The organism is Microbacterium sp. A94 (assembly GCF_051842855.1).
GTDB lineage: Bacteria > Actinomycetota > Actinomycetes > Actinomycetales > Microbacteriaceae > Microbacterium.
This window is the reverse complement of record NZ_JBPXMU010000002.1, coordinates 380,413-406,307: the sequence shown is the minus strand read 5'-3', so window position 1 is coordinate 406,307 and position 25,895 is coordinate 380,413. Positions and strand designations below refer to the sequence as shown.

The following is a 25,895-nucleotide window of genomic DNA, read 5'->3' as shown; positions in this document are numbered from 1 at the left end:
CTTCGGAGGGCGCCGCAGCAGATCAGCTGCGGCGCCCTTTCGTGTTTCGTCCCTCCGGCCCGGGAGCGCCGTAACCTGGGGGTATGTCACAGATGGTGAGCATGGCTGAGTTGGCCGAGCTGATGAGTTCCGACGTGCGCATTCTCGACGTGCGCTGGAGTCTGGGTCAGCCGGATCGTAGAGCGGATTATCTCGAGGGACACATCCCCGGTGCGGTGTACGTCGACCTGGAATCTGAGTTGTCCCGGCCGGGCCGGCCCGACGAGGGACGACACCCGCTGCCGTCGACCGAGCAGGTTCAGGATGCTGCGCGGAGCTGGGGCATCAACGACGGCGACGTCGTCGTCGCCTATGACGATGCGGGCGGTTTGCCGGCGGCTCGCGCCTGGTGGCTGCTGCGTCAGGGCGGCGTCGATGTGCGAGTGCTCGATGGTGGCTGGGCCGCCTGGTTGGCGGCCGGTGGTGATGTCGAGACAGGATCTGCCGAGTACACCCGCGGTTCGGTGACGTTGCAGGATGTCGCAGGGCGCAGCCTCACGATCGATGAGGCGGCACAGTTCCCGGCATCCGGCGTGCTGCTCGATGTGCGTACGCCGGAGCGCTACCGGGGCGAGGTCGAACCGATGGACCCCATCGCAGGACACATCCCGGGTGCGGTGAATCTCCCCACCACGACGCACCTCGCTGAGGATGGAACGCTGCGTGACCTCGATGAGCTGCGCAGGAACTTCGCCGCTGTCGGTGTGCTCGATGGCACGCCCGTGGCCGCGTACTGCGGTTCGGGCATCACGGCCGCTCACACAGCGCTGGTGCTCGCTGAGGCCGGGATAGACGCGAAGCTCTTCCACGGCTCCTGGAGTCAGTGGTCGAACACGCCGGGGCGCCCGATCGCAACGGGAGAGTAGCCGCCGCTTTCCCCAGACCTGCAGATCTCACTCCCGCGCGTCGTACCCCCAGCGCAGGATGAGCATCCCGGGGCCCCACCCCTGGCGTACCTGATGGATCGCCGTTGCCCCATCGAGGCAGAGTGGCGTCACGGTCGTATCGTCTGGCGTCTCCTGGACCTCTTCCAGCCACGTCGGTAGCGCGTCAGGATGGAATTTCGTCCACAGCATCAGGTCGCGGCACCGCCTGGCCACGCCGTGACCGGTCTCGCTGGTGCCTGGGTAGCCGGGCGGGTACTCCAGCTTCCATTCGATCATCGCGGTCTGCGCCGGACCCAGCGGACGCTCGAGTTCCATCATTGCTCCGTGTACCTCACCGCTCGGGTGCGAGTAGCGGCGTGAGATGCGTCCGCCCCCGAGCATGCTGAACAGCGGCGCGGGAGTGGGGGCCCCCGGGGTCATATCGATATAGGGCACGTCGGTGATGGTTCCGGAGGTTGACTGTAGCAGCGTGCGGGTGGTGCGGGATATCACGAAGCCGTCTGCTCCGACCTCGGTGACAGCAGTGGTGGAAACGTCGCGTGCGGGGTCGAGCACAGCTGCCCCCAGTCCGGTGAACGTTTCAGCCGTGAGCTGTTCCAGGCGATCGTGCGCCAGCGGGTATTGCACGCGTCCTATCGGCCCGACCCGGTGCGTGGGTCCGATCAACGACACCAGGGCGCCGCGTTCCAGCGCGAGCAGCGACTCGATCTCTTCGACTGCTGCGATCGACCGTGGCCCTTCTGGCCGACGTGCGCCCGAGCGCCAATAGCTGAGCGTGGCCGCCGCGATCGGATTCCCCCCGTCTGCCAGACGCTCGCGAAGCCAGGTCATCGTGACCCCGCGCTCCACGATCGCCGCACGGAAAAGCGTGGCGAACTCCGGCCGGTGAACGCCGGTAACAACTTCTTCTTCGAACTTCACAGACGACCCCAGGTGTGTGAACGAGCAATCGGTATCTTTGAGCCTAAGACCAAGCGCAGACATCGGGGCCCGGTGTCAGGAGCGAGGTCATCGGCAGAACCCCCCTGCATATGGTGCGTGGTTCGGCGCTGCTCTGGGGGCAGCGCCGAACCCGCATGCTGCCGCTCGCGTCCGGCAGCCCGGTTGGAGTGCGTACTCTTTCGCGCGCGTAGACTGGACATATCATCCCGGAGAACCGAGGAATCGTCATGTCTGCCCCAGTTCGCACATTCACCGTGCGTCGCGTTCAGTTGTTGCGCGCATTTTTCGCCGCCGTATCTGCCCTCATGATCACGTTCTCCTCCGACCACTCCGCTGTGGTCGGCTTCTCCGTCTTTGGCGGCTTCGTCGCAGCGAGCGGAATCGTTCTCGTTCTCGGTGCTTGGCTGGCCGTGCCCGCCGGGGCACGCGGGTCGCTGATCCTGCTAGCCGTGATCAACCTGGCCGCCGCGGCCGTCAGCAGCGTGCCGGCCCTGCGGGTGGATGCGGCCTTCTTCATCGTCGTGATTGTGTGGGCCGCGGCATCCGGTCTGGTCGAACTTATCGCGGGCCTTCGCGCGCGTCGCACGGATGCGACGGCGAAAGATGCCATCACGGTCGGCGCGCTCGGGCTTCTGCTCGCGATCATCCTGCTCGTCATTCCGGTGGGTTATTCGCTGCAGTACAGCGTCGAGGGCGCCGGTGAGCTGACGTTGACGGGGATCATTCTCGCTGTGGGCATGCTCGGCGGGTACACCGCGATCGTCGCGGTCTTCCTCGCGATCGCCGGATTCTCGCCACTCCGTGCGGAAGAGACGCCCCGGGGCGAGACGACGAAGGATGCCGATTCCGCTGCCGCCGCAGGCGAGCGGATCGAGAGTGGAGGAGCCGCGTGAGCGAGAACAAGCCCAACCGCCGAGAGCTGCTGCGCCCGCTGCACCTGCTCGGAATCGCCCTCGTGTGCGGTGTCTTCGCAGCCGTGGTCACGCTGGTGTCGGCCGGTGCCTTCACTGATCGGGTGAACACGTTGATCGCCAGTGGCAACTACGACGGGCTGACCCCGGTCGTTCTGGGCCTGGTCGTCGGCGGTGGCGCGTTCATCGTCACCCTGCTGGTCATGTCGATGCTGATTCTTGCCGTGGACCCGCGTGAGTACGAAGGAAAGACGCTCGACCGGCCCGTCCTCTACGACGAAGAGCCTGACGACCAGCCGAGCACCGACTCGACCGGAACTGACTCCACGAAGTCCTAGCTCCGGGGCCTGCCCGCGTCTCGCGACCGCGTCACACTAGTGGCGGGTTCGGCGCGGTTGCACCCGCCCTTTGTATGACGCGCGGCCGTTCCGTGTCACACAAGTGGTGACCTTGGCAGATCGCGACCCGCATCTTCTGTAACACGGGCCTACCCGCGGGCAACACGGGCCCACCCGCGGGCAGCACAAGCCCACCCGCGGGCAGCACAAGCCCGCCCGCGGGCAGCGCGCGAACTACTTGGCGAGGCGCTCCGCGATGCCGGTGTAGCCCGCGGGAGTCAGCGCGAGCAGACGCTGCTTGGCTGCATCGCCGATCTCGAGACCCTCGACGAAGGATGCCAGCTCCGCCGCCCCCACACGGTGACCGCGGGTGAGCTCCTTCAGCAGTGCATACGGGTCCTGGATGCTCGAGCGTCCGGCGACGACCTCGGCACGGATGACGGTCTGGATCGCTTCGGCGAGAACTTCCCAGTTCACGTCGAGGTCGGCCAGCAGTACCTCGCGCGCCAGGGAGATCTCGTTCAGGCCGCGGCGCAGGTTGTCCAGCGCCAGCAGCGAGTGCCCGAAAGCGACGCCGATATTGCGCTGGGTCGTGGAATCGGTGAGGTCCCGCTGCATGCGCGAGGTCACCAGAGTCTGCGAAAGTGATCCGAGCAGGGCCGCCGAGAGCTCGAGGTTCGCCTCGGCGTTCTCGAAGCGGATCGGATTGATCTTGTGCGGCATCGTCGACGAGCCGGTCGCGCCGGCAACCGGAATCTGCGTGAAGTAGCCGATCGAGATGTAGGTCCAGATGTCGGTGGCGAGGTTGTGCAGGATGCCGCCGGCATGACGCATCCGGTCATAGAGCTCGACCTGCCAGTCGTGCGACTCGATCTGGGTGGTGAGGATGTTGAATCCGAGGCCGAGCCCCTCGACGTAGGAACGCGCAACCTGCGGCCAGTCGACGGAAGGATCGGCGGCGAGGTGTGCAGACCAGGTTCCGGTCGCCCCGGAGAACTTCGCCAGGTAGTCGGATGCCGCAATCTGAGCGCGCACGCGCTCCAGACGCCACGCGAAGACAGCGAGCTCCTTGCCCATGGTCGAGGGCGTTGCGGGCTGCCCGTGCGTGCGGGAGAGCATCGCGGCATCCGCGTGTTCAATCGCCAGTTCGCGCAGCTTCGCGATCACGCCATCCAAAGCCGGCAGCCAGACGTTCTCGACCGCGCGCTTGACGGTCAGTGCGTACGAGACGGAGTTGATGTCCTCGCTGGTACAGGCGAAGTGGGTGAGCTCGGCGATCGAGTCCAGCTCGAGCGTCGACAGCCGGTCGCGCACGAGGTACTCGATGGCCTTCACGTCATGGCGGGTGACGGCTTCCTTCTCGGCGAGCCAGTCGATCTCAGCCTGGCCGAAGTCGCGGTACAAGCCGCGCAGGCGGTCCTTGTCAGCATCCGACAGCGGAGACGTCTCGAACAGCGAACGATCAGTGAGGGCGATCAGCCACTCGACTTCCACCTCGACCCGCGCACGGTTCAATCCCGCCTCGGAGAGGTAGTCGCCGAGGGCGGCGACAGCCGGACGGTAGCGTCCGTCGAGGGGGCTCAGCGGCTGGACAGGGAGAGCATTCGGGGAAGTCAGGGCAATCCTCCTGATCGGGCCCCACTCAGTTCTGGGGCGTGGTGCGGGGCGTCGTGCGGCTGGGACGCAGGGCGGGTTCGAGCTGACGAAACAAGCCGCGGGTCGCGGTCTCAATCATAGCCAGCACCGCATCGAACATCGCCGTGTCGGCGTAGTACGGATCGGGCACGTCCATGCCGTCGGCGTCGCGGTCGAAGGAGAGCAGCAGAATGACTTTGCCGACCTGGTCCTCGTCGCGCGCCCACTCACGAAGAATGCGCTCGTGCGTGCGATCGAGTGCGACGACGAGATCGTTGTCGGCGAAGGATGCTGCGGTGAACTGCTTCGCGCGATGCTGCGAGCCGTCGTATCCGCGGCGCTGAAGCGTCTCGATCGTGCGATGATCGGCGCGCTCGCCGACATGCCACTCGCCGGTGCCAGCACTGCTCGACACGATTCGCGAGCCCAGCCCCTGGTGTTCAGCGAGGTCGCGAAACACCACCTCCGCCATGGGCGATCGGCAAATATTGCCCGTACACACGAAGATGACGCGGAAGGGGTCCGGCGATGTCACGGGATCCATTCTGCCGGTCGTGGCACCCCCTGCACAGCGATGACGTCCTATTTCACACAATCCGGCGTTGCAGCGGGCTGTGCACAGTTGCTGGGTTCTGCCCTCCGCACCGCGGGGTGAACCGGGCAGGGTTGGCACATGTTCACCTACGACATGGCGGTAGCACCCGCCACGGGGACACTCTTGGAGTGGATCTCGGCAATCAGAGCAGTACAGAAGGCGATCAGTGCGCTCGAAGACGCAGGAGCGGCGCTGATCCCGCTCCTGTACGAGAGCGAGTGGCAGGCCGACGGTGTGCGCCGCCTGCATGAGCTGATCGTGCAGCTGAAGGCGGGCACGGCCGCGGAAGCGGGGGACTTGGGCACCCGCCTCTGGGAGATCCAGTCGAGGCCGACACCATGAGCGGCTCGGTCACCATCACGCACGGCGGCGCCATCGCGGTTGATCCGGAGGCGCTGCGGTCGGTGTCGCGCGGACTGCTCGCCATTGTCCCCACTCTCATCGAGGCGAGCTCCGCGGCGCGCACCGCCTACGGACATGTGCTGAACATGCCGGGTGTCCGGCCGCGAGTAAACATGGATGCCCTCTGGGCCACTGCTGACCGTGCCGAGGCCATGAGTCAGCAGTGTCAGATGGCGGCCGAGAACACGCTGCTGATGGCTGACGTCTACGAACTGGTCGAGTTGAAGGCGGAGCTGGCGGCCCTCGAGATTCGAGAGGGTGCAGAAGCCGAGGCGATCATGGCGCGCATTGCCGAACTCGAAAGGTCCGATCCGCGAGTCCCCGATATGGAAGCCTGGCTTCTCAAGGGATGGGACGAGGGGCGGTATGAGGGGCTGCTCGAACAGCAGACCGGTCTTCCGTTTCTCGACGCCTCTCTGCTTTTCCTGCTCGCCTCGCGTATCGGTTCGAGCCGGATGGGTGCGCTTCGGCCGGGCGCGACGCTTTCGGGCGATGCCGCGCCGGTAACGGTGACACCGGTCAACACCAGCTCTCCGATCGCGCCACCGACGAGTCTGGCGGAAGCATTCCGCCGCTTTCCTGAGACCAAGGAGGCACAGTTCAAGGTCGAGAAGTACACGATGGTCGACGGCGAAGAGCGGTTCGTGCTGTACGCAGAGGGCACATCAGCCCTGATGGGCGGCAATCCGCTCGACATGAAATCGAACGTCGAGCTGTACTTCGGTAACGAGTCCGCGTCGCACCAGGCGAGTCTCGACGTGCTCGCCGCGGCCGGTGCGAAGCCCGGCGACCGTGTCGACGTGTACGCCCACTCGCAGGGTGCGATCAACGCCGCCTATCTGGCCACGCAGAGCGAATTCGATGTGCGGGTTCAGGTGACAGCGGGCAGTCCGGTGCATCCGGCGCTTGAGGAGAACCAGCTGCTGATCGAGCTGCGCCATACCGATGACCTCGTCAGTGCGCTGGCTGGCGGGGGCGGGCCGGGAGGGACAGGTTCCCCGGACAGCTTCGTCGCGAGCCGCATCGGCGACCCGGCCTATCACCCGCATGACCTGCTGATGAAGACGCACTACCTCGACACGTACATCGAGACGGCAGAGATGGTGGATGCCTCGGGAGACGTGCGACTCGACGCGATCAGGGAGAACTGGCGCGAACTCAACCAGGCCGTGTCGATTGAATCAACGGAGTACGTGACCAGCCGATAGCCGGCGTCAGCTCAGCGGCGCTTCTTCTTCTGCGGACGCAGGATCGCTCCGAAGACGGCGTTGATGACCGAGATGATGATCGCAGCCAGTACGCCCCACCAGAAGTCCCCGACCGTGAGGCCCCAGCCGAAGACCGAGGTGATGGCCGCGGTGAGCCACAGCAGGAACCCGTTGACGATGAAGGAGATCAGTCCGAACGTGAGCAGATAGAGCGGGAACGCGACGATCTTGATGACCGTGCCGATGATCGTGTTCACCAGGGCGAAGATCGCCGCCACTGCCAGCAGCGTGAGCACGAGCTGCAGTGTCTCACCAGGGGCGAACGCTCTGATCGACACCTGCAGGGCGGGGATCAGAGTCACCACCCAGAGGGCGAAGGCGTTGATGACGACTCGAATGATGAAGCGCATGGTGGAATCAGTCTCGCATGGTGATCGACTGTGCGCGCGGAGATTTGCGAGCCAACGCTCGTAGACTCAGAGCGTGACTGAGCCGATTCTTCCCCGCATCCGTCCTGAAATCGCGGCATTGGCGCCGTATAAGCAGGGCCGTCAGGCGGGTCCCGATGCGTTCAAACTGTCCAGCAATGAGAACCCCTTCGACCCGCTGCCATCGGTCGTGGCGGCACTGCAGAGCGCCACTCCGATCAACCGCTATCCGGATGCCGCAGCGACCCGCCTGCGCGAACGTCTGGCCAGCCGCTACGGCGTCGGCAGCGATCAGGTGCACGTCGCCAGCGGCAGCGTCGCGATCCTCTACCAACTCGTGCAGGCCGTGGCATCCGTGGGTGATGAGGTTATCTATGCCTGGCGCTCCTTCGAGGCCTACCCCGGTCTACCGCTGGTCGCCGGTGCGACCGGCATCCCGGTCCCGCTGACCGAGGACTCCCGCCACGATCTGGACGCCATGGCGGATGCGGTCACCGAAGGCACCCGCGCGATTCTCGTGTGCACCCCGAACAACCCCACCGGTCCGATCGTCACGAGCGCGGAGTTCGAGGCCTTCGTCGCCCGGGTCCCCGCCGATGTGCTGATCATTCTCGATGAGGCATATGCCGAGTTCGTCACCGCGGAAGACGCTGTCGATGGCCTCGCCGAGCGCGTCTACGAGCAGCATCCGAACGTCGTCGTGCTGCGCACCTTCTCCAAGGCATACGGCCTGGCGGGCCTGCGCGTCGGCTACGCGATCGGCCACACCGCGGTGCTCAATGCGGCGCGCGCGACCGGCATTCCGCTCTCGGTGACTGCGGCCGCCGAAACCGCGGCGCTGGCCAGCCTCGACGCGGAAGCAGAACTCCTCCAGCGCGTCGCCGTGCTCGTCGAGCGCCGCACAACGGTGATCGCGGCGCTGCGTGCACAGGGCTGGGACGTGCCCGACAGCCAGGCGAACTTCGTCTGGCTGCCCACGGGCGAGCGCACGGACGAGGTCGCCGCGGCCTTCCTCGACGCCGACATCGTGGTGCGGCCGTTCTCGGGCGACGGCATCCGTATATCCGTCGGAGAGCATGAATCCGTGGAGAAGGTCCTACAGGCTGCGCAATCCGTTGTGGAGCGCCGACAGTGATCCGTGCATCTGCTCGGCTAGCGTAGAACGGTGACCTCCTCAGAGACCGATATCGTCCGCGTCCTGGAGGCGGACGGCCGTTTTTCGCCCAGCCCTGCCGCCGAGAAGTACCTGCCGTTGATCGAGGCGATCAGCGACTCGGACCTCGAGCAGTTCTATCGAGACATGGTCGTCATCCGCGCGATCGATGACCAGGCGACCAACCTGCAGCGGCAGGGACAGCTGGCGCTGTGGCCGCCGAGCCGCGGTCAGGAAGCTGCCCAGGTCGGCTCCGCTCGCGCCGCGCGCACCCAGGACACCCTGTTCCCCTCCTACCGTGAGCACGCGGTCACCCGCATCCGCGGCGTCGACACCCTCGGCATCATCAAACTGATGCGCGGCGTCTCGCACGGCGGCTGGAACCCGATGGATCCAGTGAACGGCAACACCCGGCTGTACACGCTCGTGCTCGGCTCGCAGACACTGCACGCCACCGGCTACGCCATGGGTCTCACCTTCGACGGAAAGACCGGCACCGGAGACGTCGACCGTGACGAAGCCGTCATCGTCTACTACGGCGACGGCGCCTCCAGCCAGGGTGACGTGCACGAGGCGATGGTGTTCGCCGCCAGCTACCAGGCGCCGACCGTCTTCTTCCTGCAGAACAACCAGTGGGCGATCTCCGTGCCCGTCGCGACGCAGACACGGGTGCCGTTCACGCAGCGCAGCTCCGGCTACGGCATCGAAAGCATCCACGTCGATGGCAACGATGTTCTCGCCAGCTTCGCGGTCTCTCGGGTCGCGCTGGACGAAGCGCGCGCAGGCAAGGGCCCCCGCGCGATCGAAGCCGAGACATACCGTCTCGGCGCGCACACGACCAGCGATGACCCGACGAAGTACCGCGAAAGCTCCGAGGAGCAGGCCTGGGCTAAGCGTGATCCGATCACGCGCATGCGTGCCTTCCTCGAGGGCAAGGGCGCGGCCGCTTCGCTCTTCGAAGAGGTGGATGCCGAGGCATCCGCTGCCGCCGACGATCTGCGCGTTCGCACCCTGGAGCTCGGCACGCCCCCGGCGAATCTGATCTTCGACCACGTCTACAGTGAGCCGCACCCGCTGATGGCTGAGCAGCAAGCGTGGCGTGAAAACTACGAAGCGTCGTTCGGCACCGAAGGAGGTCAGGCATGACGCTTGAGACGATGCCGTTCAGCAAGGCACTCAACGCAGGCCTTCGCAAGGCGATGGAAGACGACCCGAAGGTCCTGCTCATGGGCGAGGACATCGGAAAGCTCGGCGGGGTCTTCCGTATCACCGAGCACCTGCAGCGCGACTTCGGCGACAGGCGCGTGCTGGACACCCCGCTTGCGGAGTCAGCCATCGTCGGCACGGCGATCGGACTGGCGATGGGCGGCTTCCGTCCGGTGTGCGAGATCCAGTTCGACGGGTTCGTATTCCCCGCATTCGACCAGATCACGTCGCAGCTCGCGAAGATGACCAATCGGCACGAGGGCGCCCTGTCGATGCCGATCGTGATCCGCATTCCCTACGGTGGGCACATCGGCGCGGTCGAGCACCACCAGGAGAGCCCCGAAGCCTACTTCTCGCACACTCCGGGGCTGCGGGTGGTCTCGCCCTCGACGCCGAACGATGCGTACTGGATGATCCAGGAAGCCATCCACTCGAATGACCCGGTCGTCTTCCTCGAACCGAAGAGCCGCTACTGGCACAAGGGCGAGGTCGATGTTGCACAGTCAGCGGCGGGGCTGCACGCCTCGCGCGTGGTGCGCTCGGGCAGCGACGTGACCCTGGTCGGCCACGGTGCGATGGTCACGACGCTGTTGCAGGCGGCTGCGCTCGCCGAAGGCGAGGGAACCAGCTGCGAGGTCGTCGATGTGCGCTCGCTGTCGCCCGTCGACTACGGCCCGATCCTCGACTCTGCTCGCAAGACCGGACGCATGATCTACGCCCAGGAAGCCCCGGGCTTCACCAGTGTCGGCAGTGAGATCGCAGCGACCGTGATGGAGCGCGCGTTCTACGCTCTGGAGGCACCCGTGCTGCGGGTGTCCGGGTACGACGCGCCGTTCCCGCCAGCGAAACTCGAGGGCACCTTCCTGCCCGATGCCGACCGCATCCTCGAGGCCGTCGACAGGTCGATGGCCTACTGATGTCGTTCACAACTCCTGAAGAATCGGCCCTGCGGCCGACCGGTGACGCCGTTTTTCCCGATTCCCGCGTATTTTTCAGGAGTTGTGAACGCGGCGGACGAGAGGACCAAGCATGAGCACCCAGAACTTCAACCTTCCAGACGTCGGCGAGGGCCTGACCGAAGCCGAGATCGTCAGCTGGAAGGTGGCCCCCGGAGACACGGTGGCGATCAACGACGTGATTGTCGAGATCGAGACGGCGAAGTCGCTGGTCGAGTTGCCTTCGCCGCATGCCGGCACCGTGGGGGAGCTGCTCGTCGAGGAGGGCAAGACCGTCGAGGTCGGATCTCCCATCATCACCTTCGTTTCGGATGCTGCGACACCTGCCGGCGCTGCCCCCGCCGCTCCTGCGGCTGAAGAGGCCGGCGGCTCGGTTCTGGTCGGATATGGCACCGGTGCGGGCGCGACCTCACGCCGCACCCGCCCCGCCGTGCGCCCGGTGCGCTCGTCCGTCGGCGTGATCGCCAAGCCGCCGATCCGCAAGCTCGCCCGTGACCTCGACGTCGATCTATCGTCGGTGACGGCGACCGGAGCCGACGGCGAAGTCACCCGGGATGACGTCATGAAGCACGCCTCGCAGGCCAGTGTCTTCCGCAATATCGAGACTCCGGAGTGGAGCACCGTGCGCGAAGAGACCGTTCCGGCACCCCAGAACGCCTCGGTGGGTCTGGCTCGCGGCATCGCCCCTGCGGGCCGGACCGAGTCGATTCCGGTCAAAGGCGTCCGCAAGGTCAGTGCTTCGGCGATGGTGCAGAGCGCGTACACCGCGCCGCACGTCACGGTGTGGAAAGAGGTCGATGCGACCCGCACCATGGAGCTCGTCAAGCGGCTCAAGGCCTCGCCGGACTACGCCGACATCAAGGTCTCACCGCTGCTGATCGTCGCTCGCGCCGTGATCTGGGCGGTCCGTCGCAACCCGATGGTCAACGCCGCATGGGTCGAGACCGAGGACGGCGCCGAGATCTCGGTGCGCCACTACGTCAATCTCGGCATCGCCGCGGCGACGCCGCGTGGGCTGCTGGTGCCGAACATCAAGGACGCGCAGGATCTCAGCATGAAGGATCTCGCCCGCGCGCTCAACCGACTCACGCTGACCGCGCGCGACGGCAAGACCCCGCCGGCTGATCAGCAGGGCGGCACGATCACGATCACCAACATCGGCGTGTTCGGGATGGATGCCGGAACCCCGATCATCAACCCGGGCGAGGCCGGGATCGTGGCGATGGGCACCATCAGCCAGAAGCCATGGGTCGTCGACGGTGAGGTGCGGCCGCGGTTCGTCACGACTGTCGCAGGCTCCTTCGATCACCGCGTCATCGATGGGGACAGCATGAGCCGTTTCATCGCCGATGTCGCCAGCATCCTGGAAGAGCCCGCCCTGCTCGTGGACTGACGGGCAGGCGCCCCGGCCGGGCATTCAGAGCGCTCAGCTGGGGACCGCGGGATTCGCGATGCTCGGCAGGAGATCTGCGGCTATTCGGATCGCTTCCTGGCGGGTGGAACAGCCGAGCTTGCGGTAGAGCGAGCGCAATTGCGACTTGATCGTGTTCGGTGAGACATGGAGAGCTCGAGCGATCGCCGCCGTTGTTCCATGTGTCGTGATCGCTTCGAGAACACGTTTCTCACGGCCGGTCAGCTGCGGGCGCGATCGGAGCAGGACATGCTGCAGGTCAGAGATGTTTGCCGTCATGCTTTCGGATGACTGCGCAGGCACGCGCGCGGTGACGCGTTCGATCAACACGCTGGGAACCGATGCGAAGAGCCGGCGATGGTCAGGGTTGGCTCCCCACCGGGCCACTTTCGCCGCGGTGTACTCATCGAGGTCTCCGGCGCGAGCACACTGCAGCCAAGCTGCCAGCAGAGCGCACTCCACGCGTTGCCCTAAGCCCAGCGTCGGGTCGTTGCTCAGAATGCGAATCCCGTTTGCGGCGGAGCCGAAGTCATCCGTATGCAGCGCCAATCTCACCGCAGTGAGCTGGGTGAACAGCCCCTGATGGGCACCATCTTGAGCCAAGATCTTACGCGCGGATCCGAACTCCTCGGCTGCGGTCAGCGCCTCGACGGCAGCAGACGTCATGACATCGGAAGCGAAGGACCCGGGGCGTGCCGCATGCGTTTGGCTTGCGAGCTGCAAAGCCTCGAGAGCTTCGTGCGGGTGGTCGTGTGCCAGTAGAGCGCGCGTTCGTGCGAGGAGCGCAAACGGCCAGGTCACTTCGATGCTGTCGTAGGGCTCGAGCGCAGATATCTTCTCGTCGAGGTCGGCTGTCATCCGGTCGGCGCTGATGAGCGCGCTTGCAGCGACCAGGGTGGCGGTGCTGGATCTCACATGTGCCGGCGACGGAGGCGCCTGCATGAAGGCATCGGCCAGCGCGCTGTCGGCATTGTCCAGGGAACCGCGGACGGCGTGCGCGAGCGCGGTGCGGCTGAGCGTCAACCGGACGGCGTCATCCTGGATCGACAGCCGTGCCAGTTGCGTCGCACTCGAGAGCTCCAGGAGCGCACGGGCAGTGTCTCCCGCGCTCAGAAAAGTAGATCCGATCTGCAGGTGGTAGAACCAGAGCGGGCCATCGGTTCGGTCGCGCGAACAAGCACGGGTCTCGATGATTCGATGGGCGAACTGTCGGGCGTAATCCAGTGCTTGGGACTCATTGCCCTTCATGCGATGCGCGATCATATGCCCGAGGATCAGGAGATCGAGCTGGTCGGGGCTCAGCGCACGCGCTGTATCGGGATGAATCGCCGGCAACGACCACGTGGCAATGCGCGACGACGTGTATGACATCGGGTCAGTGATCAGAAGAACGGGGTGTTCTTCAATGACATCTCGAGGCAGGGCGCTCACCGCGGCGCGCATGAGATCCCAATCGGTGTTGAACAACGGCCAGCAGTGGAACAGGATGCTGCGGGCGATGAGTTCGTGGTTGCCGGTGCTGAGCGCGCGCTCAACCTCGACCTTCGCGGCGATAGCGTCGTTGGGGTTCACCTGAGTGGCCCTCTTCTCGTCAAGAGTGCGGTGTCATCACCGGCCCGTCGGCAGCGCTCGGGGGAGACTGCCGACGAAAAAGATCCGGTTCGCGTCCACCATCCCATAAATACTGTCTGGCGTGTCTCACGGGGTAAAAGGAGACGGCCGCCCGGCGCCGGGCGGAAACGTGCTACTTCCGTCGTGGTCGGAACCAGGGGAAGAGCGAACCGATGACGACGCCGGCGAGCAGAACCGCGAGGAACCATCCCCAGGCGGGCATGGTGAACTGAAGAAAGAGAAAGCGCAATGTAGCGGGGCCGACATTCGAGAAAACAAACGAAAGCGCGGCAATTCCCAGAAGAATGGCGATGATCGCCTTAGTGCTGTTCACTGCGCGATCTTTGCCGGTTGCGCCCGACTCTGGCTGCTGGTTCGTCATGCGTACTCTTTCTTCACTCTGTCGGTGGAAAATGAGCGATTCCCGCGAAGGGGCCTCTCAGAACGGACATTACCCACATTTGCCGCGCACCCGCGAGAGGGTGAAGCGCGGGTGATGCTCTGATGAATTGAGGGGTGATGAAATTTCGGCATGGGGACGGCAGCAATGCCCCGATGAGGACAGAGATGTGGGTGGTTCCGTCCGGGGTCCCGGTGAGCTGTATGCTCACACCTGTGGCCGATGTTCCCTTTTCCCAGCGTGGGGAGTCCTGATGGCGAGCACTGTGGAAAATGACGAAAGTGTGAGCCGGTCGCAGACGACTCCGGCGAAACACCTGCCTGCCTTCTGGCGTCAGCATTGGAGGCTTTCGGACAGCGAATCCTTCGCCCTCATTCTGGCGGTTGGTGCTTTCGTCGTGAGCGGGCTGATCGCTGTTTCGGTTTTCTGGGGACGAGAACTCCCGATTTCTGGTCGTCAATCAGTGGGCGAATTCGCTGCGATCAGCGCTGCGATTGCGGCAGTGCTCTCTTTCGCCGGGTCGCGGTTGGCGGTGCGCTACCGATTGCGGTCGCGATCTGACCGGGCCACGCGGCTGCGTTTTCAATGGTTCGATCTGGTGGCTTTGTCGCTCGCTCATGGCGTGATCGCGCTCTTGGGCTCCCTCGGCCTCGCCACGGTTATGCAGCAGAGTTTTCTGGGAGCTACGCTCTACGCTAATCCTGCCGCGGCAATCGTCGCCGCGTTGACGGCGCTGAGCGCCTTCTGCGCCTACCTCAGCGGGACGGCCATGTCCCCTCGGCACCTGTCACTGGTGCTCGCGGTATTCCTCGCGGTGGGAATGATCACGGCGATGTTGAGTTCCAGCGACCCGCGGTGGTGGCAGCTGAACCTCTCCGCACTCGGGATCACACACGATATCTCGTCGCTCACTTTCAACCTGACGCTGATCGTGTCGGGTGTCATCATCACCACGATCGCTCGCTTCGCAACAGCCGGCCTGCCGTCTTCCACCTCATCTGAGCTTCGTCGTCGCCGCATCGTTTGGGCGCTCTTCGTGCTCCTGGGCGTAATGCTGTCTTGCGTCGGACTGTTCCCGGTCAACCGGTTCCTCGTCATGCACAACACGGTGGCAACAGGGATGACAGTCGCCTTCGCGGTACTGACGATCGCGCTTCCGTGGCTCGTTCCCAGCATGCCCCGGATCTTCCTCCTGCTGGGCTTCGTCTACGTCGCCATCATCATCGGGCTGGTGGTGCTGTTCGTGACGGGCGTCTACAACCTCACCGCCGTCGAACTTGTATCGTCCGTGCTCATCTTCAGCTGGATCATCCTCTTCCTGCGCAACGTCGAGCCGAGCGGACAGCACGTACCTGACGTCAGCGGACACGCCCGGGACCCCGAGGAGCGACGATGACCGACCCCGACGACGGCGCGACCCTCACCCGCCGAGTGCGAGAGCTGGAAGCCGAGAACACCAGACTCAAGGGTGAGAGAGGCTCGTCGAGTCCCCTCGCGGGCGGCCGCTGGCGCGCCGTGGTCTCGGCTGTGTGCATCGTGGTGGCGTCGGTCCTTGTTCCGGCATCGATTATCGGCGGATGGGCTCGGATGCAGTTGGTCAGCGAGGATGCGTTCGTCGAGACGCTCGCACCGCTCATCGATGATGACGCTGTACAGGACCTCATCATGGAGGAGACGATGTCAGCAGTGCGCGCACAGGTGGACTTCCACGCGCTGACAGACGAGGTCTTCGATGCGATCGCCGATCTGGGCGTGCCGTCCAGCGCAGCAACTGCCCTCGATATCCTTCGCCAGCCAGCGGCGGAAGGTATGGCTGGGATCGTGGAATCGACTCTGGCGACCGCGGTGGCATCCGACGTCTTCTCTGACGTGTGGGCGACCAGTCTGCGGGGCGCGCATCGAGCATTCACTCTGGCATCCACGTCTGACGGCGGCGGCATTATCGTCCTGTCACACGACCGTGTGGGAATCGCCACGGGACCTCTCATCGCGGAACTCAAAGAGATGCTCGTCGATCGCGGTGTCGGCGTCGCTGCGATCATCCCCGAGACTGATCGCATGATCGTGCTGGGCGACGGCGAGACGCTTCGTACCATTCGTTCCACCCATGCGCTGATTGAGGCGATAGGGCAGTGGCTGCCGCTCGTGGCGATCGGGCTCTTCGGCCTGGGGATCGGGCTTGCTCGCCGCCGGAGCACGGCAGTCCTCGGCGCAGGGGTCGGTGCGACGATCGGAAGTGGGGCGCTCGGGGTGGTACTCCTGATCGGTTCCGCCGGCGTCCCCCTCGTCGCAGCGGAACTCGGTTTCGTGTCGCCCGGAGTCGAAGCGATCTACGGGCACCTCACTGATGGCATCGTGCGCGGCGTGTGGCTGATCGTGGTCATCGGCATCATCACCGCTATCGGTGGATGGTTCTTCGGGCGCTCCTCGAGCGCGCTGAGTTCCCGGAGCGCTGTCGTAGCCGCGACCACATCGATACGACAGAGACTGGAGGCGCGGCACTGATGCTTTCTCTGCTCGGAGACATCCTGACGCTCGGCATCGGCGTCGCGATCAGCCCCCTCGCAATCGTTGCGGTCATCCTCATGGCAACCTCGGGTAAAGGTCGCACAAACGGCACGGCTTTCGTGCTGGGCTGTTACACGCTTGCCGTGCTGTTGGTCGGCGCGCTCGTCCTCATCGGACGTGCATCTGGCTCAGATGAGGCAGACTCCGGCGCTAACATCACCGTGGATGTTCTCGAGATCCTGCTCGGCGTGGGCCTGCTCGCCCTGGCCGTGCATCAGTGGAGCAAACGTTCAGAAGTCGAGCCGCCGAAATGGCTCATGGGCCTCGATCAGCTGACCATCGGGAAGGCTTTCCTGCTTGGCGTACTGCTCTCCGGTCCGCTCTCACCGAAGGACGTGCCCCTGCTGATCGCGGCGAGCGGAAGAATCTCGCAGGCACATCTTCCCGCTCAGGAAGTCATCCCGGTGATTCTCCTTTTCGGTCTCATCGGGATCAGCGCGGTTGCGGTTCCGTGGCTGATCAGTGTTATCGCGCCGGGTTCGGTAGAGCGTCGCCTGACCGGTGCGCGGTCGTGGCTGTTGGCGAACCATTCCGTGGTGATGACGGTGCTCTTCGTGATTCTCGGTTTCAAGTTGATCGGCTCAGGAATAGCCGACCTTGCGGGCTGACCGATGGAGTCCGCGGGAGAGCGCGATGCGCGCGTGAATAGTGGTTCAGGTATGACGAATCTGCGGCCTCAGGACGATGGCGGGGAGAGTGCACGGTGTCGGTAGAACTTTTGGTCGTCATTCTTGCCGGCGTGCTGGTGATCGTGCTGGCGCATGTGCTCTCGAGTCGGATCGGTGTCGCTGGACCGTTGATCTTGGTGGCGATCGGTCTCGCCGTCGGCCAGCTGCCGTGGGTTTCTGCCATCTCTGTGGCGCCGGAGCTGATCCTTGTCGGCGTGCTTCCTCCGCTGCTTTACTCGGCGGCGGTCTCGGCCCCGGCGATCGAGTTTCGTCGCGATCTGAGCACCATCAGCGGTCTCTCGGTGCTGCTTGTGATCATCAGCTCACTCGTCTTGGGGCTCTTCTTCTTCTTGATCATTCCGGAGATCGGCTTTCCGCTCGCCGTTGCGCTGGGAGCAATCCTGAGTCCAACGGATGCTGTTGCGACGTCAGTCGTTCGCAAACTCGGTGTGCCGAGGAGAGTCGTCACGGTGCTCGAAGGCGAGAGCCTTCTCAATGACGCGACCGCTCTCGTCCTGCTGCGCACCGCGATCGTCGCGGTGGCATCGAGCTTCTCGCTGTTGGCGGCAGTCGGATCATTCATCTGGGCAGTTTTCGCGGCGCTCGTGGTCGGGGCATTCGTGGGGTTGCTGGCGCTGAGACTGCGCGCGTGGACCACCAGCGCGACCGCCAATACCGCGATCGGGCTCACTGTCCCCTACCTCGCTTATCTGCCGACCGAAGCTCTCGGGGGGTCCGGTTTGGTCGCCGCCGTGATCGCCGGAGTTGTCTGCGGACAGGGGGCGTTGAGGTGGTTGACCCCGGAGCAGCGCACATCGGACAAGCTCAACTGGCGCACAATCGAGTTCTTGCTCGAGGGTGCGATCTTCCTCATCATGGGGTTGGAGCTGTACGGAATCGTTGAGGACAATCGTGCGGCCGACGAGGGTCTGCTCGCCGGCCTCGGCATCGCCGCGCTGGCCTTTGTCATTCTGATGCTGGTGCGAGCGCTCTACGTCATCCCGGTGCTGAGCCTGCATACCGCACGGGTGAGACGTGCAGTGCAGGGCCGCATAGATGCGAGCACAACCATCCCGCAGGACGACGACGAAAGTCGCTCCTCCCGCTGGCAGAAAGTCATCGGATCGCGTGCGGCACGCAATTCGAAGCGCCTCGGAAAGTTGCGCGCAGATGTCAGCTATTTCGAATCGTCCCCGCTGACCTGGAAGCACAACACGATCATCGTGTGGGCGGGAATGCGCGGTGCGGTGACCCTTGCTGCCGCACAGACACTGCCCGAGAACACGCCGAAGCGTGACCTGATCATCTTCATCGCCTTCGTGGTTGCGGCAGGCAGCCTTCTGCTGCAGGGCCTTACTCTGCCGTATCTCGTTCGCCTGCTCGGTCTGCTCCGGCCCACTGGCGGCGGTCCGCCCCGCGCCGAGATTCGCGAGATCAATCGGGAGCTGAGGAAGGCAGCCAGCACAGCTCGGGAGAATCACACGCTCGTACGTGCGGATAAGACGGAGTTCCCCGATGGGGTTTTCGCTCTTCCCGGTTCCTGGTTCGTAACCGCGCGCGACCCCGCAGCGCAGCCCGACAGGGCGGATGAGCTGGCCTTCGAACTCGCGCTCGTCGCAGTGATGCGCGCGCGTCTTCACGAGCTGGGGCGGTCGGGGCGGCACACGACGAGCGCGCTGCGATATGCCCTTGACGAGCTCGACGCGTACGAGATCAGCGTCACGCTTCAGCTCGGAAGCGAGGAATAGCAGTGGAAACGCGCCAGGTCGGCATTGACTGCTGAGGCACGGCACAGCCCGTGGGTCCGTGCGCTGGTGCGCGTCACTCCGGCGCGGATCCAGTGGGAGCGCGTCGGGCTGGCGGCTGTCGGTGTCACCGTGCCCGTCGGTCTCAGCCTGCTGATCGATCCGCGGGATGCGACAGTCATCGGGGCCGGCGCTTTGGCGTCCATGGGCGCGCTGGTGGGATCGGTGATGGATACCGGCGCCGCCGGCGCCGAGCGAGTACGACGAATCACGCTGGTGACGGCCGCGGCATCCATCGGCTTCGCCCTCGGTGTCCTGGTTTACGGTCATTCCATCTTTACCCTCGTGGCAGTGATCCTTGCCACGCTCATCTCCGCGCTGTCTGGAGCAATCGGCCCGGTAGCCTCCAAAGCCGGACTGTACTTTCTGGTGTATGCGGTCACCGCCGCCAACGCAGATTTCGGCCTCGACCCCGCGTGGCAGGCGCCCTTGATCTTCCTTGCAGGCGGGCTGTGGCGGCTGTGTCTGACGGCAGTGTCGGCCGCGCTTATCGGAGTGAGGCTTTCTCCTGAGCGACGAGCCGTTGCGCAGGTGTACACGGCGCTGGCCGCCCAGCTGGCGGCACAGTCGGAGGCAGCAGCCAGCGGTGCGGGGCAGAAGCTGACGAACGCTCTCGACGATGCATACGACACGCTGGTTGCATCACGAACGAACACCGCCGAACGAGACATCCGCTGGCAGGAACTGGTCGCCATCCTCAATGCCTCGGCTCCCGTGGTCGATGCGGCGATCGCCGTGGCAGCGAAACAGGTGGTCGCGCCGAAGGAGACGATTACCTATCTGCGCGGGGTCGCCGCGTGGATCGCTGATGCACGCCACCCGCTTCCGGAGCTTCCGGGGGCGCGCTCGGCGGGTGCCGAGGTCGTCGCCCTCCGCACGGCCCTCGAACGCGTGGACCGAGCCGTCGCTCAATTTTCTGCCGCCGGATCGGGACGTGCAGAGCAGTTCGTCGCTCCTGATCTTCCTGCGAGGCAGACGTTCGCTGATCTGGTGCACCGGGTGGAAAGGCCGCTGTCTGCCGGAGCGGAGACGTGGCGCTTCGCTGGTCGGCTCGTTTTGTGCATGGCGATTGCGCAGGGAGTGTCCATCGGGCTGCATCTGGATCGCCCCTATCTGGTCATGCTCGCGGTCGCGCAGGCGATGAAACCAGACTTCGGGTCGATCTTCGCACGGGCAGTCCAGCGTGGGTTCGGCACGATGATCGGTGTTGCCGTCGCCGCGCTGACGATTTCTCTGGTTCCGCAGGGAGGCTGGCAGATCCTCGTGATTCTGCCACTGGCAGCGCTGATTCCGATCGCGATGCCGCGAAACTTCGGACTGTTCTCTGCGATCATGACGTCGCTGGCAGTGCTGCTGGTGGAGCTTCATGCCGGAGCAAGTGCGGGGCTTGTCAGTTCACGACTGATGGACACGGTTCTGGGGTGTGCGATTGTCTTGCTGATCGGGTATCTGCCGTGGCCGGCGACGTGGCGGGCGCCCCGCAACCTGGCGAAGAACGTCGCCGGGCTGGCTCGATCCATCGCGCAGTACGCGGGGATCGCGCTGGAGGATCAGGTGACTGACAGTGATGCGCAGCGTACGGCCGCAGCTCGCCGCGCGCTCTACCGCCAGATCTCGGACATGCGCACGTTGGTGGCTCGATCCCTGGCCGAACCCAGAATTGCCGATGCGGCGTCCGCGTGGATGCTGGAGATCGCCGCTTTGGAGCGGGTCACGGATGCGATCACCGCGGCAGCGACGACGCAGATCGCTTCCTCCACCACCGTCGATCGGCAAGCCGCGGAACGTGCTCAGGCCGCGCTGCTGGAATTGGCGGATGCGATCGAGACCGGTCGCGCGCCGCAAACGGTAGAGCCTTCCGACTCGGGGCCGCTCGCGCTGATGGATGACGAGATCTCATCAGCGCGAGCGGCGGCTTCTGCGTGGTCAACGCGCAACGCGAGATCACACAAACGGGTTCACCTACGCCGCGAAGCGGGCACGGAGCAGTGAAAGCTCGTCGGCGGTGAAGCCGGCCGAGCGGAGATATCCAGCAGCATCGCCATGGTGATCATCCACCCAGGCGAGAGCCTGTTCGATTGCTTGCGGCGGGGTACCGGTGATCAGCAAGCGAAGAGCGGGAGTGATTTCAACGCCGTAGCTCGAAACTGCGTGGATCATTCCATCGGCCCAGGCCCCCGCGAGGTTGTTCTGGGAGGCGGCATAATCATCGATCACTGCCGCGCGCTCGACGCCTCCGGCATCGAGCATGAGGGCAGTCGCAAGACCGGTGCGGTCTTTGCCTGCTGTGCAATGCACCAGCACAGCGCTCGCAGATGACCCCTTCTCTGCGACAATCAGGCGAGCGATCTGCACGAATGCGTCCGCGCTGCCGGCAAGCATCTGCGTATAGAGATCCCCCAGGGTGGGAACGTCAAAATGCGCTGGCGGCGTCTTCGCTGAGGAAGAGCCGTTGCCCAGCTGCATCGCCATATCTGCCATCGCACCCTGGAGAATCGGCAGCTCCACGACAGTGATCGGGCGCGAGTCGGGGATGCGGTCGGGGGCGACAGTGCGCTCTGCCTGCGTACGAAGATCGACGATCACGCCGACGGTGGTCGCAGCAAGAGCCTCCAGCCCCTTCGGCGTCAGCGACGCGAGAGCATCCGAGCGCAACAGCACACCAGGTGGCGTTACGCCACCGCCTCGGAGGGGCAGGCCGGCGGTGTCACGGAAGTTGTACAGGCCCTCGATCGGGGATGCGGTCATGGCTCAGCCCTGCTTGCCGAATGTGAATGCACGCACGATGTTCATGATTCCCAGGACGCAGAGCGAGATGCCGAGGATCCACCACAGCACGGCTGCGCCCCACATCGGCGAGAACATCAGCATGATTCCGGCGAGGATGCTGATGATTGCGAACACGATCGACCACGCCTTGGAAGCGGAGCCGCCGAGTGCGGACAGCGCGACGACGCCCTCCACGATCCACATGACGCCGACCATCACCCCGAGCAAGACGGCCAGTGCAACGGTCGTCTGCGAAAGATTTGCGAAGGCCACGATGCCCGCTATGACGAACACCGCGCCCAGGACGATATGGCCGACCCTCGACCACGCGCCCAGGCCCTTGCTGAACACGCCGAGGCATGCGTACACCAGGCCGGCAACAAGTGCGTAGATCGCGATGATCGCGGCGACGACGATCGCCGTCCTGCCGGGCCATACCAGGATCAGAACGCCAACGATGAGGGCGAGGACGCCGCCCACACCCAGTGCCGTGCGGATGCCAGTGAATGCGGGCTTGGGGGTAACAGCTTCTTTAGTCATTCCAGTTGCTCTCTCGTTGCATTTTCAACGACGATTCGAGGAATCGTTGGGCGATCATCTGCTCGCATAGTCAGCATTGCGAGCAATCCCGTAAGTTGCCATGACCGCTAGGAAAGTTCATCCCTGTGCTCACCCGATTCTTCACCCGTGCTCGCCCAGCGACCATGGTGAGAATGGTTATCATTAGCGTGTACAGTAGACGAATGCACAAGCCCTACCTCGCCACCGCATTCCTGGCAGCATCCGCCCTCGTCTTGGCTGGATGTTCGTCCGATCCCACCGCAGACAGCGCGGATGACTCCGTTGTCCGCGTCGTCGCCACGACCAATGTCTACGGCGCACTGGCCGAGCAGATCGGCGGTGAGCGGGTCGAGGTGTCCTCGCTCATCACCTCCGCTGCGCAGGATCCGCACTCCTATGAGGCCTCCGCTCGCGATCGCCTCACTGTGCAGGATGCTGACCTCATCATCGAGAACGGTGGCGGCTACGACTCCTTCATCGATGCGTTGATCGGCGATTCCGACGTGCATGTGCTTATGGCGGTCGAGTCCGCACACGGCTACCCGGGCAATGAGGGCCATGAGGACCACGCGGACGAAGAACACGGCCACGAGGGCGAAGAGCACGCGGACGAAGAACACGGCCACGAGGGCGAAGAGCACGCGGACGAAGATGAACACGACGACCACGGCGATCATGACGACCACGCGGGCCACGGCCACATCGAGGGTTTCAATGAGCATGTCTGGTTCGATCCGCACACCATGATCCACGTGGTGGAAGCCATCGCCGTGGAGCTGAGCGAGCTCGACCCCGACGGCGCTGCCGAGTTCACGGCCGCGTCTGACGCGATCATCGAGGAGCTGGAGGGTTTCGAAGCAGAACTCGAGACGCTCGGTGCCGAGTTCACTGGATCGTCCGTCTTCATCACCGAACCGCTGCCCGGCTACATCGCCGCCGCTGCTGGGCTCACGGACGTGACTCCGGAGGGCTTCGCCGAGGCAGTGGAAGAGGGCAACGACGTGGCCCCGGCGGCACTGCTCGCCGCGCTCGACGTGATCGACAGCGGGGATGTGCACGTCGTCCTGACGAACGCGCAGACCGGAGGCAGCGAGACCCAGCGTGTCGAAGACGCGGCCGAGGCTGCCGGCATCCCCGTCGTGGCTTTCACGGAGCTCCTCGAGGATGGATCGTCGTACGCTGAGTGGATGCAAGATGCGATCCAGAACCTCGCCGACGCATTGCGGTCGTGAGTACGGGCGACACTGAGCGAGCTCCGATACTCGAGATCCGCGGCGCCGCCCTTCATCGCGGCAACCGCGAGCTGTGGTCCGGTCTCGACCTGAGCGTGGCGCCGGGGGAGTTCATCGCCGTGCTCGGGCCCTCCGGCTCCGGCAAGACGACCCTCCTGCGGGCGATCCTCGGGCTGCAGTCGCTCAGCGAAGGCAACATCACGGTAGCGGGCGCTCCCGTGCGACGAGGCAACCCGCGCATCGGATACATCCCGCAGCAGCGGCCGCTGCCACCGGACACCAGCATGCGTGCCCGCGACGTGGTCGCACTCGGTGTCAGCGGAACGCGGTTCGGTCTTCCGGTTCCGCGCCGCGGCGATCGAGAGCGCGTGGATGCCCTGCTCGAAGGCGTCGGCGCCGCGCACTACGCCGAGCGTCCGGTCGGCTTGCTCTCCGGTGGAGAGCAGCAACGGCTGCGAGTCGCGCAGGCCCTCGCCGATGAACCCGCTCTCCTCCTGTGCGACGAGCCCCTGTCGAATCTTGATCTCGCGAACCAGCTCGGCGTCACGGAGATCATCGACCGGCACCGGCACGATCGCGCAGCCGCCGTGCTGTTCGTCACGCACGACGTCAACCCGATCCTGGGCCGCGTCGATCGCATCCTCTACATCGCGGGCGGACGCTTCGTGCTCGGCACGCCCGACGAGGTGCTGCAGAGCAGGGTGCTGACCGATCTGTACGGGACCCCCGTCTTCGTGCTCCGCGCCGGCGACCGTCTTGTCGTTGTCGGAGTCCCGGATGCCGAGCCGCACCACGATCACGGCGACATCGACGCTGGAGAGAACGCATGATCACCGCGCCCCTGCTCGGCTGGAGCGATGTCTTCTCCTTCCAGGATTACGGCGCGCTCGTCGCGCTGCTGTCCAACTCGATCATCGCCGGTGCGGTGCTCGGCATCGTGGGCGGGTTGATCGGCGTCTTCGTCATGCAGCGCGACCTCGCGTTCGCGGTGCACGGCGTGAGCGAGCTGTCGTTCGCCGGTGCCGCCGGCGCCCTGCTGTTCGGCGGTAGCGTCGTGGCCGGTTCCCTCGGCGGTGCCCTCGTGGCGGCGATCCTGATCGGCATCCTCGGCGCCAGAGCCCGTGATCGCAACTCGATCGTCGGAGTGCTCATGCCGTTCGGCTTGGGCCTGGGCATCCTGTTCCTCTCGCTCTACGACGGACGCAGCGCCAACCGATTCGGCCTGCTCACCGGTCAGATCGTGTCGGTGTCGAGCCCCGATCTCGGCTGGCTGATCGGCATCAGCGCGTTCGTTCTGGTGAGCCTGCTGTTGATGTGGAACCCACTGCGGTTCGACTCGCTGGACGGTGTCGCCGCCGCCGCGCGGGGCATCCCGACCCGGGCGCTGAGCCTGGCGTTCATGGTGCTGCTCGGGCTCATCGTCGCCGTCGCCGTGCACATCATCGGTGCGCTGCTGGTGATGGCGCTGTTGGTCACCCCCGCCGCTGCGGCGATGCGCATCAGCGTCGGTCCTCTGGTGGTGCCGCTGCTGGCCGCGCTGTTCGGGTTCATCTCGGCCGTCGGCGGAATTCTTCTCGCCTTGGCCGGCACGCTGCCGGTGAGCCCGTACATCACCACCGTTTCGTTCCTGATCTACGCGGTGTGCTGGGTCGTGCATCGCCAGCGCGAGCGCGTGCGGAGGCATGCTCATGCGTAGTTCCGCTCTCAGCCGCACGCCATAAACCGCGGCCTAGACTCGAGACATGGCTCAGCGAAACACCTGGCAGCGTGAACGAGTGCGCGAAGCACTCGCGGATGCGCGCGGTTTTGTGAGCGCGCAGAGCCTGTTCGCCACGCTTCGCGGAGAGAACACCGGCATCGGTCTGGCCACCGTTTACCGTGCTCTGTCTGGGCTCGCGGCATCCGGAGACGCCGACTCGCTGCAGAGCCCTGAGGGCGAAGCTCTCTACCGTGCCTGCTCGACCGAAGGACACCACCACCACCTGATCTGCCGGTCGTGCGGGTTGACGGTCGAGATCGAAGCGAAGGACGTCGAGGCCTGGGCCAAGCGCACGGCATCCCTGCACGGCTTCAGCGAAGCCGAGCACGTCGTCGACATCTTCGGGTTGTGCACCCCCTGCACCAAGCAGCGCGCGGCGGGGGCTGAGTGAGCACGCTCGCCGGAAAACGC

The 25,895-nt window shown here is 65.1% G+C and carries 26 protein-coding genes; 18 read left to right on the top strand and 8 right to left on the bottom strand.

The genetic code is table 11. The features are described 5' to 3' along the window. The first annotated feature begins 83 nt into the window (after positions 1 to 83). Positions 84 to 905: a sulfurtransferase gene (locus tag ACSU1L_RS07815; RefSeq protein ID WP_439255323.1), complete on the top strand. Its 822-nt coding sequence runs from the start codon at positions 84 to 86 to the stop codon at positions 903 to 905. A 27-nt stretch (positions 906 to 932) separates the two neighbouring features. On the opposite strand, the gene ACSU1L_RS07810 is transcribed toward ACSU1L_RS07815, so the two are convergent. Further along, a complete protein-coding gene (locus ACSU1L_RS07810) occupies positions 933 to 1,847 on the bottom strand; it encodes a hypothetical protein (RefSeq protein WP_439255322.1) in 915 nt (304 codons plus the stop codon). Between the two features lie 248 nt (positions 1,848 to 2,095). Here ACSU1L_RS07810 and ACSU1L_RS07805 point away from each other — a divergent pair, with 248 nt between their 5' ends. Continuing rightward, positions 2,096 to 2,761: an acyl-CoA synthetase gene (locus ACSU1L_RS07805; protein WP_439255321.1), complete on the top strand. Its 666-nt coding sequence runs from the start codon at positions 2,096 to 2,098 to the stop codon at positions 2,759 to 2,761. Continuing rightward, positions 2,758 to 3,117 (top strand): hypothetical protein, encoded by a 360-nt coding sequence (locus ACSU1L_RS07800; protein ID WP_438253776.1) that lies wholly within the window; start codon positions 2,758 to 2,760, stop codon positions 3,115 to 3,117. The genes ACSU1L_RS07805 and ACSU1L_RS07800 overlap by 4 nt, the downstream gene beginning before the upstream one ends. 234 nt (positions 3,118 to 3,351) lie before the next feature. Here the strand turns inward: ACSU1L_RS07800 and purB are convergent, their stop codons facing one another. Together purB and ACSU1L_RS07790 are read right to left on the bottom strand one after the other, a co-directional pair. Next, positions 3,352 to 4,734 carry an adenylosuccinate lyase gene (gene purB / locus ACSU1L_RS07795; RefSeq protein ID WP_438254272.1) on the bottom strand — a complete coding sequence of 461 codons (1,383 nt, stop codon included), beginning with the start codon at positions 4,732 to 4,734 and terminating at the stop codon, positions 3,352 to 3,354. A gap of 25 nt (positions 4,735 to 4,759) precedes the next feature. Beyond that, positions 4,760 to 5,296, bottom strand: a complete 537-nt coding sequence (locus ACSU1L_RS07790) for a low molecular weight protein-tyrosine-phosphatase (protein WP_439255319.1) — start codon at positions 5,294 to 5,296, stop codon at positions 4,760 to 4,762. A 129-nt stretch (positions 5,297 to 5,425) separates the two neighbouring features. Between ACSU1L_RS07790 and ACSU1L_RS07785 the strand changes: the two genes are divergently transcribed. Both ACSU1L_RS07785 and ACSU1L_RS07780 read left to right on the top strand, forming a co-directional pair. Then, complete coding sequence (locus ACSU1L_RS07785; protein ID WP_438253778.1) at positions 5,426 to 5,689, top strand: hypothetical protein; 264 nt, start codon at positions 5,426 to 5,428, stop codon at positions 5,687 to 5,689. Beyond that, positions 5,686 to 6,957, top strand: a complete 1,272-nt coding sequence (locus ACSU1L_RS07780; RefSeq protein WP_439255318.1) for a hypothetical protein — start codon at positions 5,686 to 5,688, stop codon at positions 6,955 to 6,957. Before ACSU1L_RS07785 ends, ACSU1L_RS07780 begins: the two co-directional genes overlap by 4 nt. 11 nt (positions 6,958 to 6,968) lie before the next feature. Here the strand turns inward: ACSU1L_RS07780 and ACSU1L_RS07775 are convergent, their stop codons facing one another. Next, a complete protein-coding gene (locus tag ACSU1L_RS07775; RefSeq protein ID WP_439255317.1) occupies positions 6,969 to 7,367 on the bottom strand; it encodes a phage holin family protein in 399 nt (132 codons plus the stop codon). A gap of 73 nt (positions 7,368 to 7,440) precedes the next feature. Between ACSU1L_RS07775 and ACSU1L_RS07770 the strand changes: the two genes are divergently transcribed. The 4 genes from ACSU1L_RS07770 (at position 7,441) to ACSU1L_RS07755 (ending at position 12,093) form a co-directional block, all read left to right on the top strand. Continuing rightward, positions 7,441 to 8,520, top strand: a complete 1,080-nt coding sequence (locus ACSU1L_RS07770) for a histidinol-phosphate transaminase (protein WP_439255316.1) — start codon at positions 7,441 to 7,443, stop codon at positions 8,518 to 8,520. Positions 8,521 to 8,550: 30 nt separating this feature from the next. Beyond that, complete coding sequence (locus ACSU1L_RS07765) at positions 8,551 to 9,684, top strand: thiamine pyrophosphate-dependent enzyme (RefSeq protein ID WP_438253782.1); 1,134 nt, start codon at positions 8,551 to 8,553, stop codon at positions 9,682 to 9,684. Beyond that, the gene (locus ACSU1L_RS07760; protein ID WP_438253783.1) at positions 9,681 to 10,661 is read left to right on the top strand and encodes an alpha-ketoacid dehydrogenase subunit beta; all 981 of its coding nucleotides are present in this window, start codon (positions 9,681 to 9,683) and stop codon (positions 10,659 to 10,661) included. Before ACSU1L_RS07765 ends, ACSU1L_RS07760 begins: the two co-directional genes overlap by 4 nt. Positions 10,662 to 10,773: 112 nt before the next feature. Continuing rightward, entirely contained in the window at positions 10,774 to 12,093 is a 1,320-nt protein-coding gene (locus ACSU1L_RS07755) for a dihydrolipoamide acetyltransferase family protein (RefSeq protein WP_438253784.1), read from the top strand. 33 nt (positions 12,094 to 12,126) lie between these two features. Here the strand turns inward: ACSU1L_RS07755 and ACSU1L_RS07750 are convergent, their stop codons facing one another. Continuing rightward, positions 12,127 to 13,683 (bottom strand): response regulator transcription factor, encoded by a 1,557-nt coding sequence (locus tag ACSU1L_RS07750; protein WP_439255315.1) that lies wholly within the window; start codon positions 13,681 to 13,683, stop codon positions 12,127 to 12,129. Between the two features lie 172 nt (positions 13,684 to 13,855). After that, a complete protein-coding gene (locus ACSU1L_RS07745) occupies positions 13,856 to 14,104 on the bottom strand; it encodes a LapA family protein (protein ID WP_438253786.1) in 249 nt (82 codons plus the stop codon). A gap of 271 nt (positions 14,105 to 14,375) precedes the next feature. Between ACSU1L_RS07745 and ACSU1L_RS07740 the strand changes: the two genes are divergently transcribed. The 5 genes from ACSU1L_RS07740 (at position 14,376) to ACSU1L_RS07720 (ending at position 21,155) form a co-directional block, all read left to right on the top strand. Beyond that, entirely contained in the window at positions 14,376 to 15,518 is a 1,143-nt protein-coding gene (locus tag ACSU1L_RS07740) for a DUF998 domain-containing protein (RefSeq protein ID WP_438253787.1), read from the top strand. Beyond that, on the top strand, positions 15,515 to 16,627 hold the full coding sequence (locus tag ACSU1L_RS07735) for a hypothetical protein (protein WP_439255312.1): 1,113 nt from the start codon (positions 15,515 to 15,517) through the stop codon (positions 16,625 to 16,627). The genes ACSU1L_RS07740 and ACSU1L_RS07735 overlap by 4 nt, the downstream gene beginning before the upstream one ends. Then, a complete protein-coding gene (locus ACSU1L_RS07730) occupies positions 16,627 to 17,298 on the top strand; it encodes a GAP family protein (RefSeq protein WP_439255311.1) in 672 nt (223 codons plus the stop codon). The genes ACSU1L_RS07735 and ACSU1L_RS07730 overlap by 1 nt, the downstream gene beginning before the upstream one ends. Before the next feature lie 95 nt (positions 17,299 to 17,393). Beyond that, positions 17,394 to 19,106, top strand: a complete 1,713-nt coding sequence (locus tag ACSU1L_RS07725) for a cation:proton antiporter (RefSeq protein ID WP_439255310.1) — start codon at positions 17,394 to 17,396, stop codon at positions 19,104 to 19,106. Positions 19,107 to 19,130: 24 nt separating this feature from the next. Continuing rightward, positions 19,131 to 21,155: an FUSC family protein gene (locus tag ACSU1L_RS07720; RefSeq protein ID WP_439255309.1), complete on the top strand. Its 2,025-nt coding sequence runs from the start codon at positions 19,131 to 19,133 to the stop codon at positions 21,153 to 21,155. Here ACSU1L_RS07720 and ACSU1L_RS07715 read toward each other — a convergent pair. Beyond that, positions 21,126 to 21,911: a tyrosine-protein phosphatase gene (locus ACSU1L_RS07715; RefSeq protein WP_439255308.1), complete on the bottom strand. Its 786-nt coding sequence runs from the start codon at positions 21,909 to 21,911 to the stop codon at positions 21,126 to 21,128. The two genes, ACSU1L_RS07720 and ACSU1L_RS07715, sit on opposite strands and share 30 nt — an antisense overlap. 3 nt (positions 21,912 to 21,914) lie before the next feature. Beyond that, positions 21,915 to 22,472 carry an HdeD family acid-resistance protein gene (locus ACSU1L_RS07710; RefSeq protein WP_438253793.1) on the bottom strand — a complete coding sequence of 186 codons (558 nt, stop codon included), beginning with the start codon at positions 22,470 to 22,472 and terminating at the stop codon, positions 21,915 to 21,917. 203 nt (positions 22,473 to 22,675) lie between these two features. Between ACSU1L_RS07710 and ACSU1L_RS07705 the strand changes: the two genes are divergently transcribed. The 4 genes from ACSU1L_RS07705 to ACSU1L_RS07690 are packed head-to-tail and all read left to right on the top strand — an operon-like array spanning position 22,676 to position 25,875. Next, the gene (locus tag ACSU1L_RS07705; protein ID WP_439255307.1) at positions 22,676 to 23,725 is read left to right on the top strand and encodes a metal ABC transporter substrate-binding protein; all 1,050 of its coding nucleotides are present in this window, start codon (positions 22,676 to 22,678) and stop codon (positions 23,723 to 23,725) included. Next, positions 23,722 to 24,555 (top strand): metal ABC transporter ATP-binding protein, encoded by an 834-nt coding sequence (locus ACSU1L_RS07700; RefSeq protein ID WP_439255306.1) that lies wholly within the window; start codon positions 23,722 to 23,724, stop codon positions 24,553 to 24,555. Before ACSU1L_RS07705 ends, ACSU1L_RS07700 begins: the two co-directional genes overlap by 4 nt. Then, on the top strand, positions 24,552 to 25,421 hold the full coding sequence (locus ACSU1L_RS07695) for a metal ABC transporter permease (protein ID WP_439255305.1): 870 nt from the start codon (positions 24,552 to 24,554) through the stop codon (positions 25,419 to 25,421). The genes ACSU1L_RS07700 and ACSU1L_RS07695 overlap by 4 nt, the downstream gene beginning before the upstream one ends. A gap of 46 nt (positions 25,422 to 25,467) precedes the next feature. Then, the gene (locus tag ACSU1L_RS07690) at positions 25,468 to 25,875 is read left to right on the top strand and encodes a Fur family transcriptional regulator (RefSeq protein WP_439255304.1); all 408 of its coding nucleotides are present in this window, start codon (positions 25,468 to 25,470) and stop codon (positions 25,873 to 25,875) included. Positions 25,876 to 25,895 lie beyond the last annotated feature (20 nt).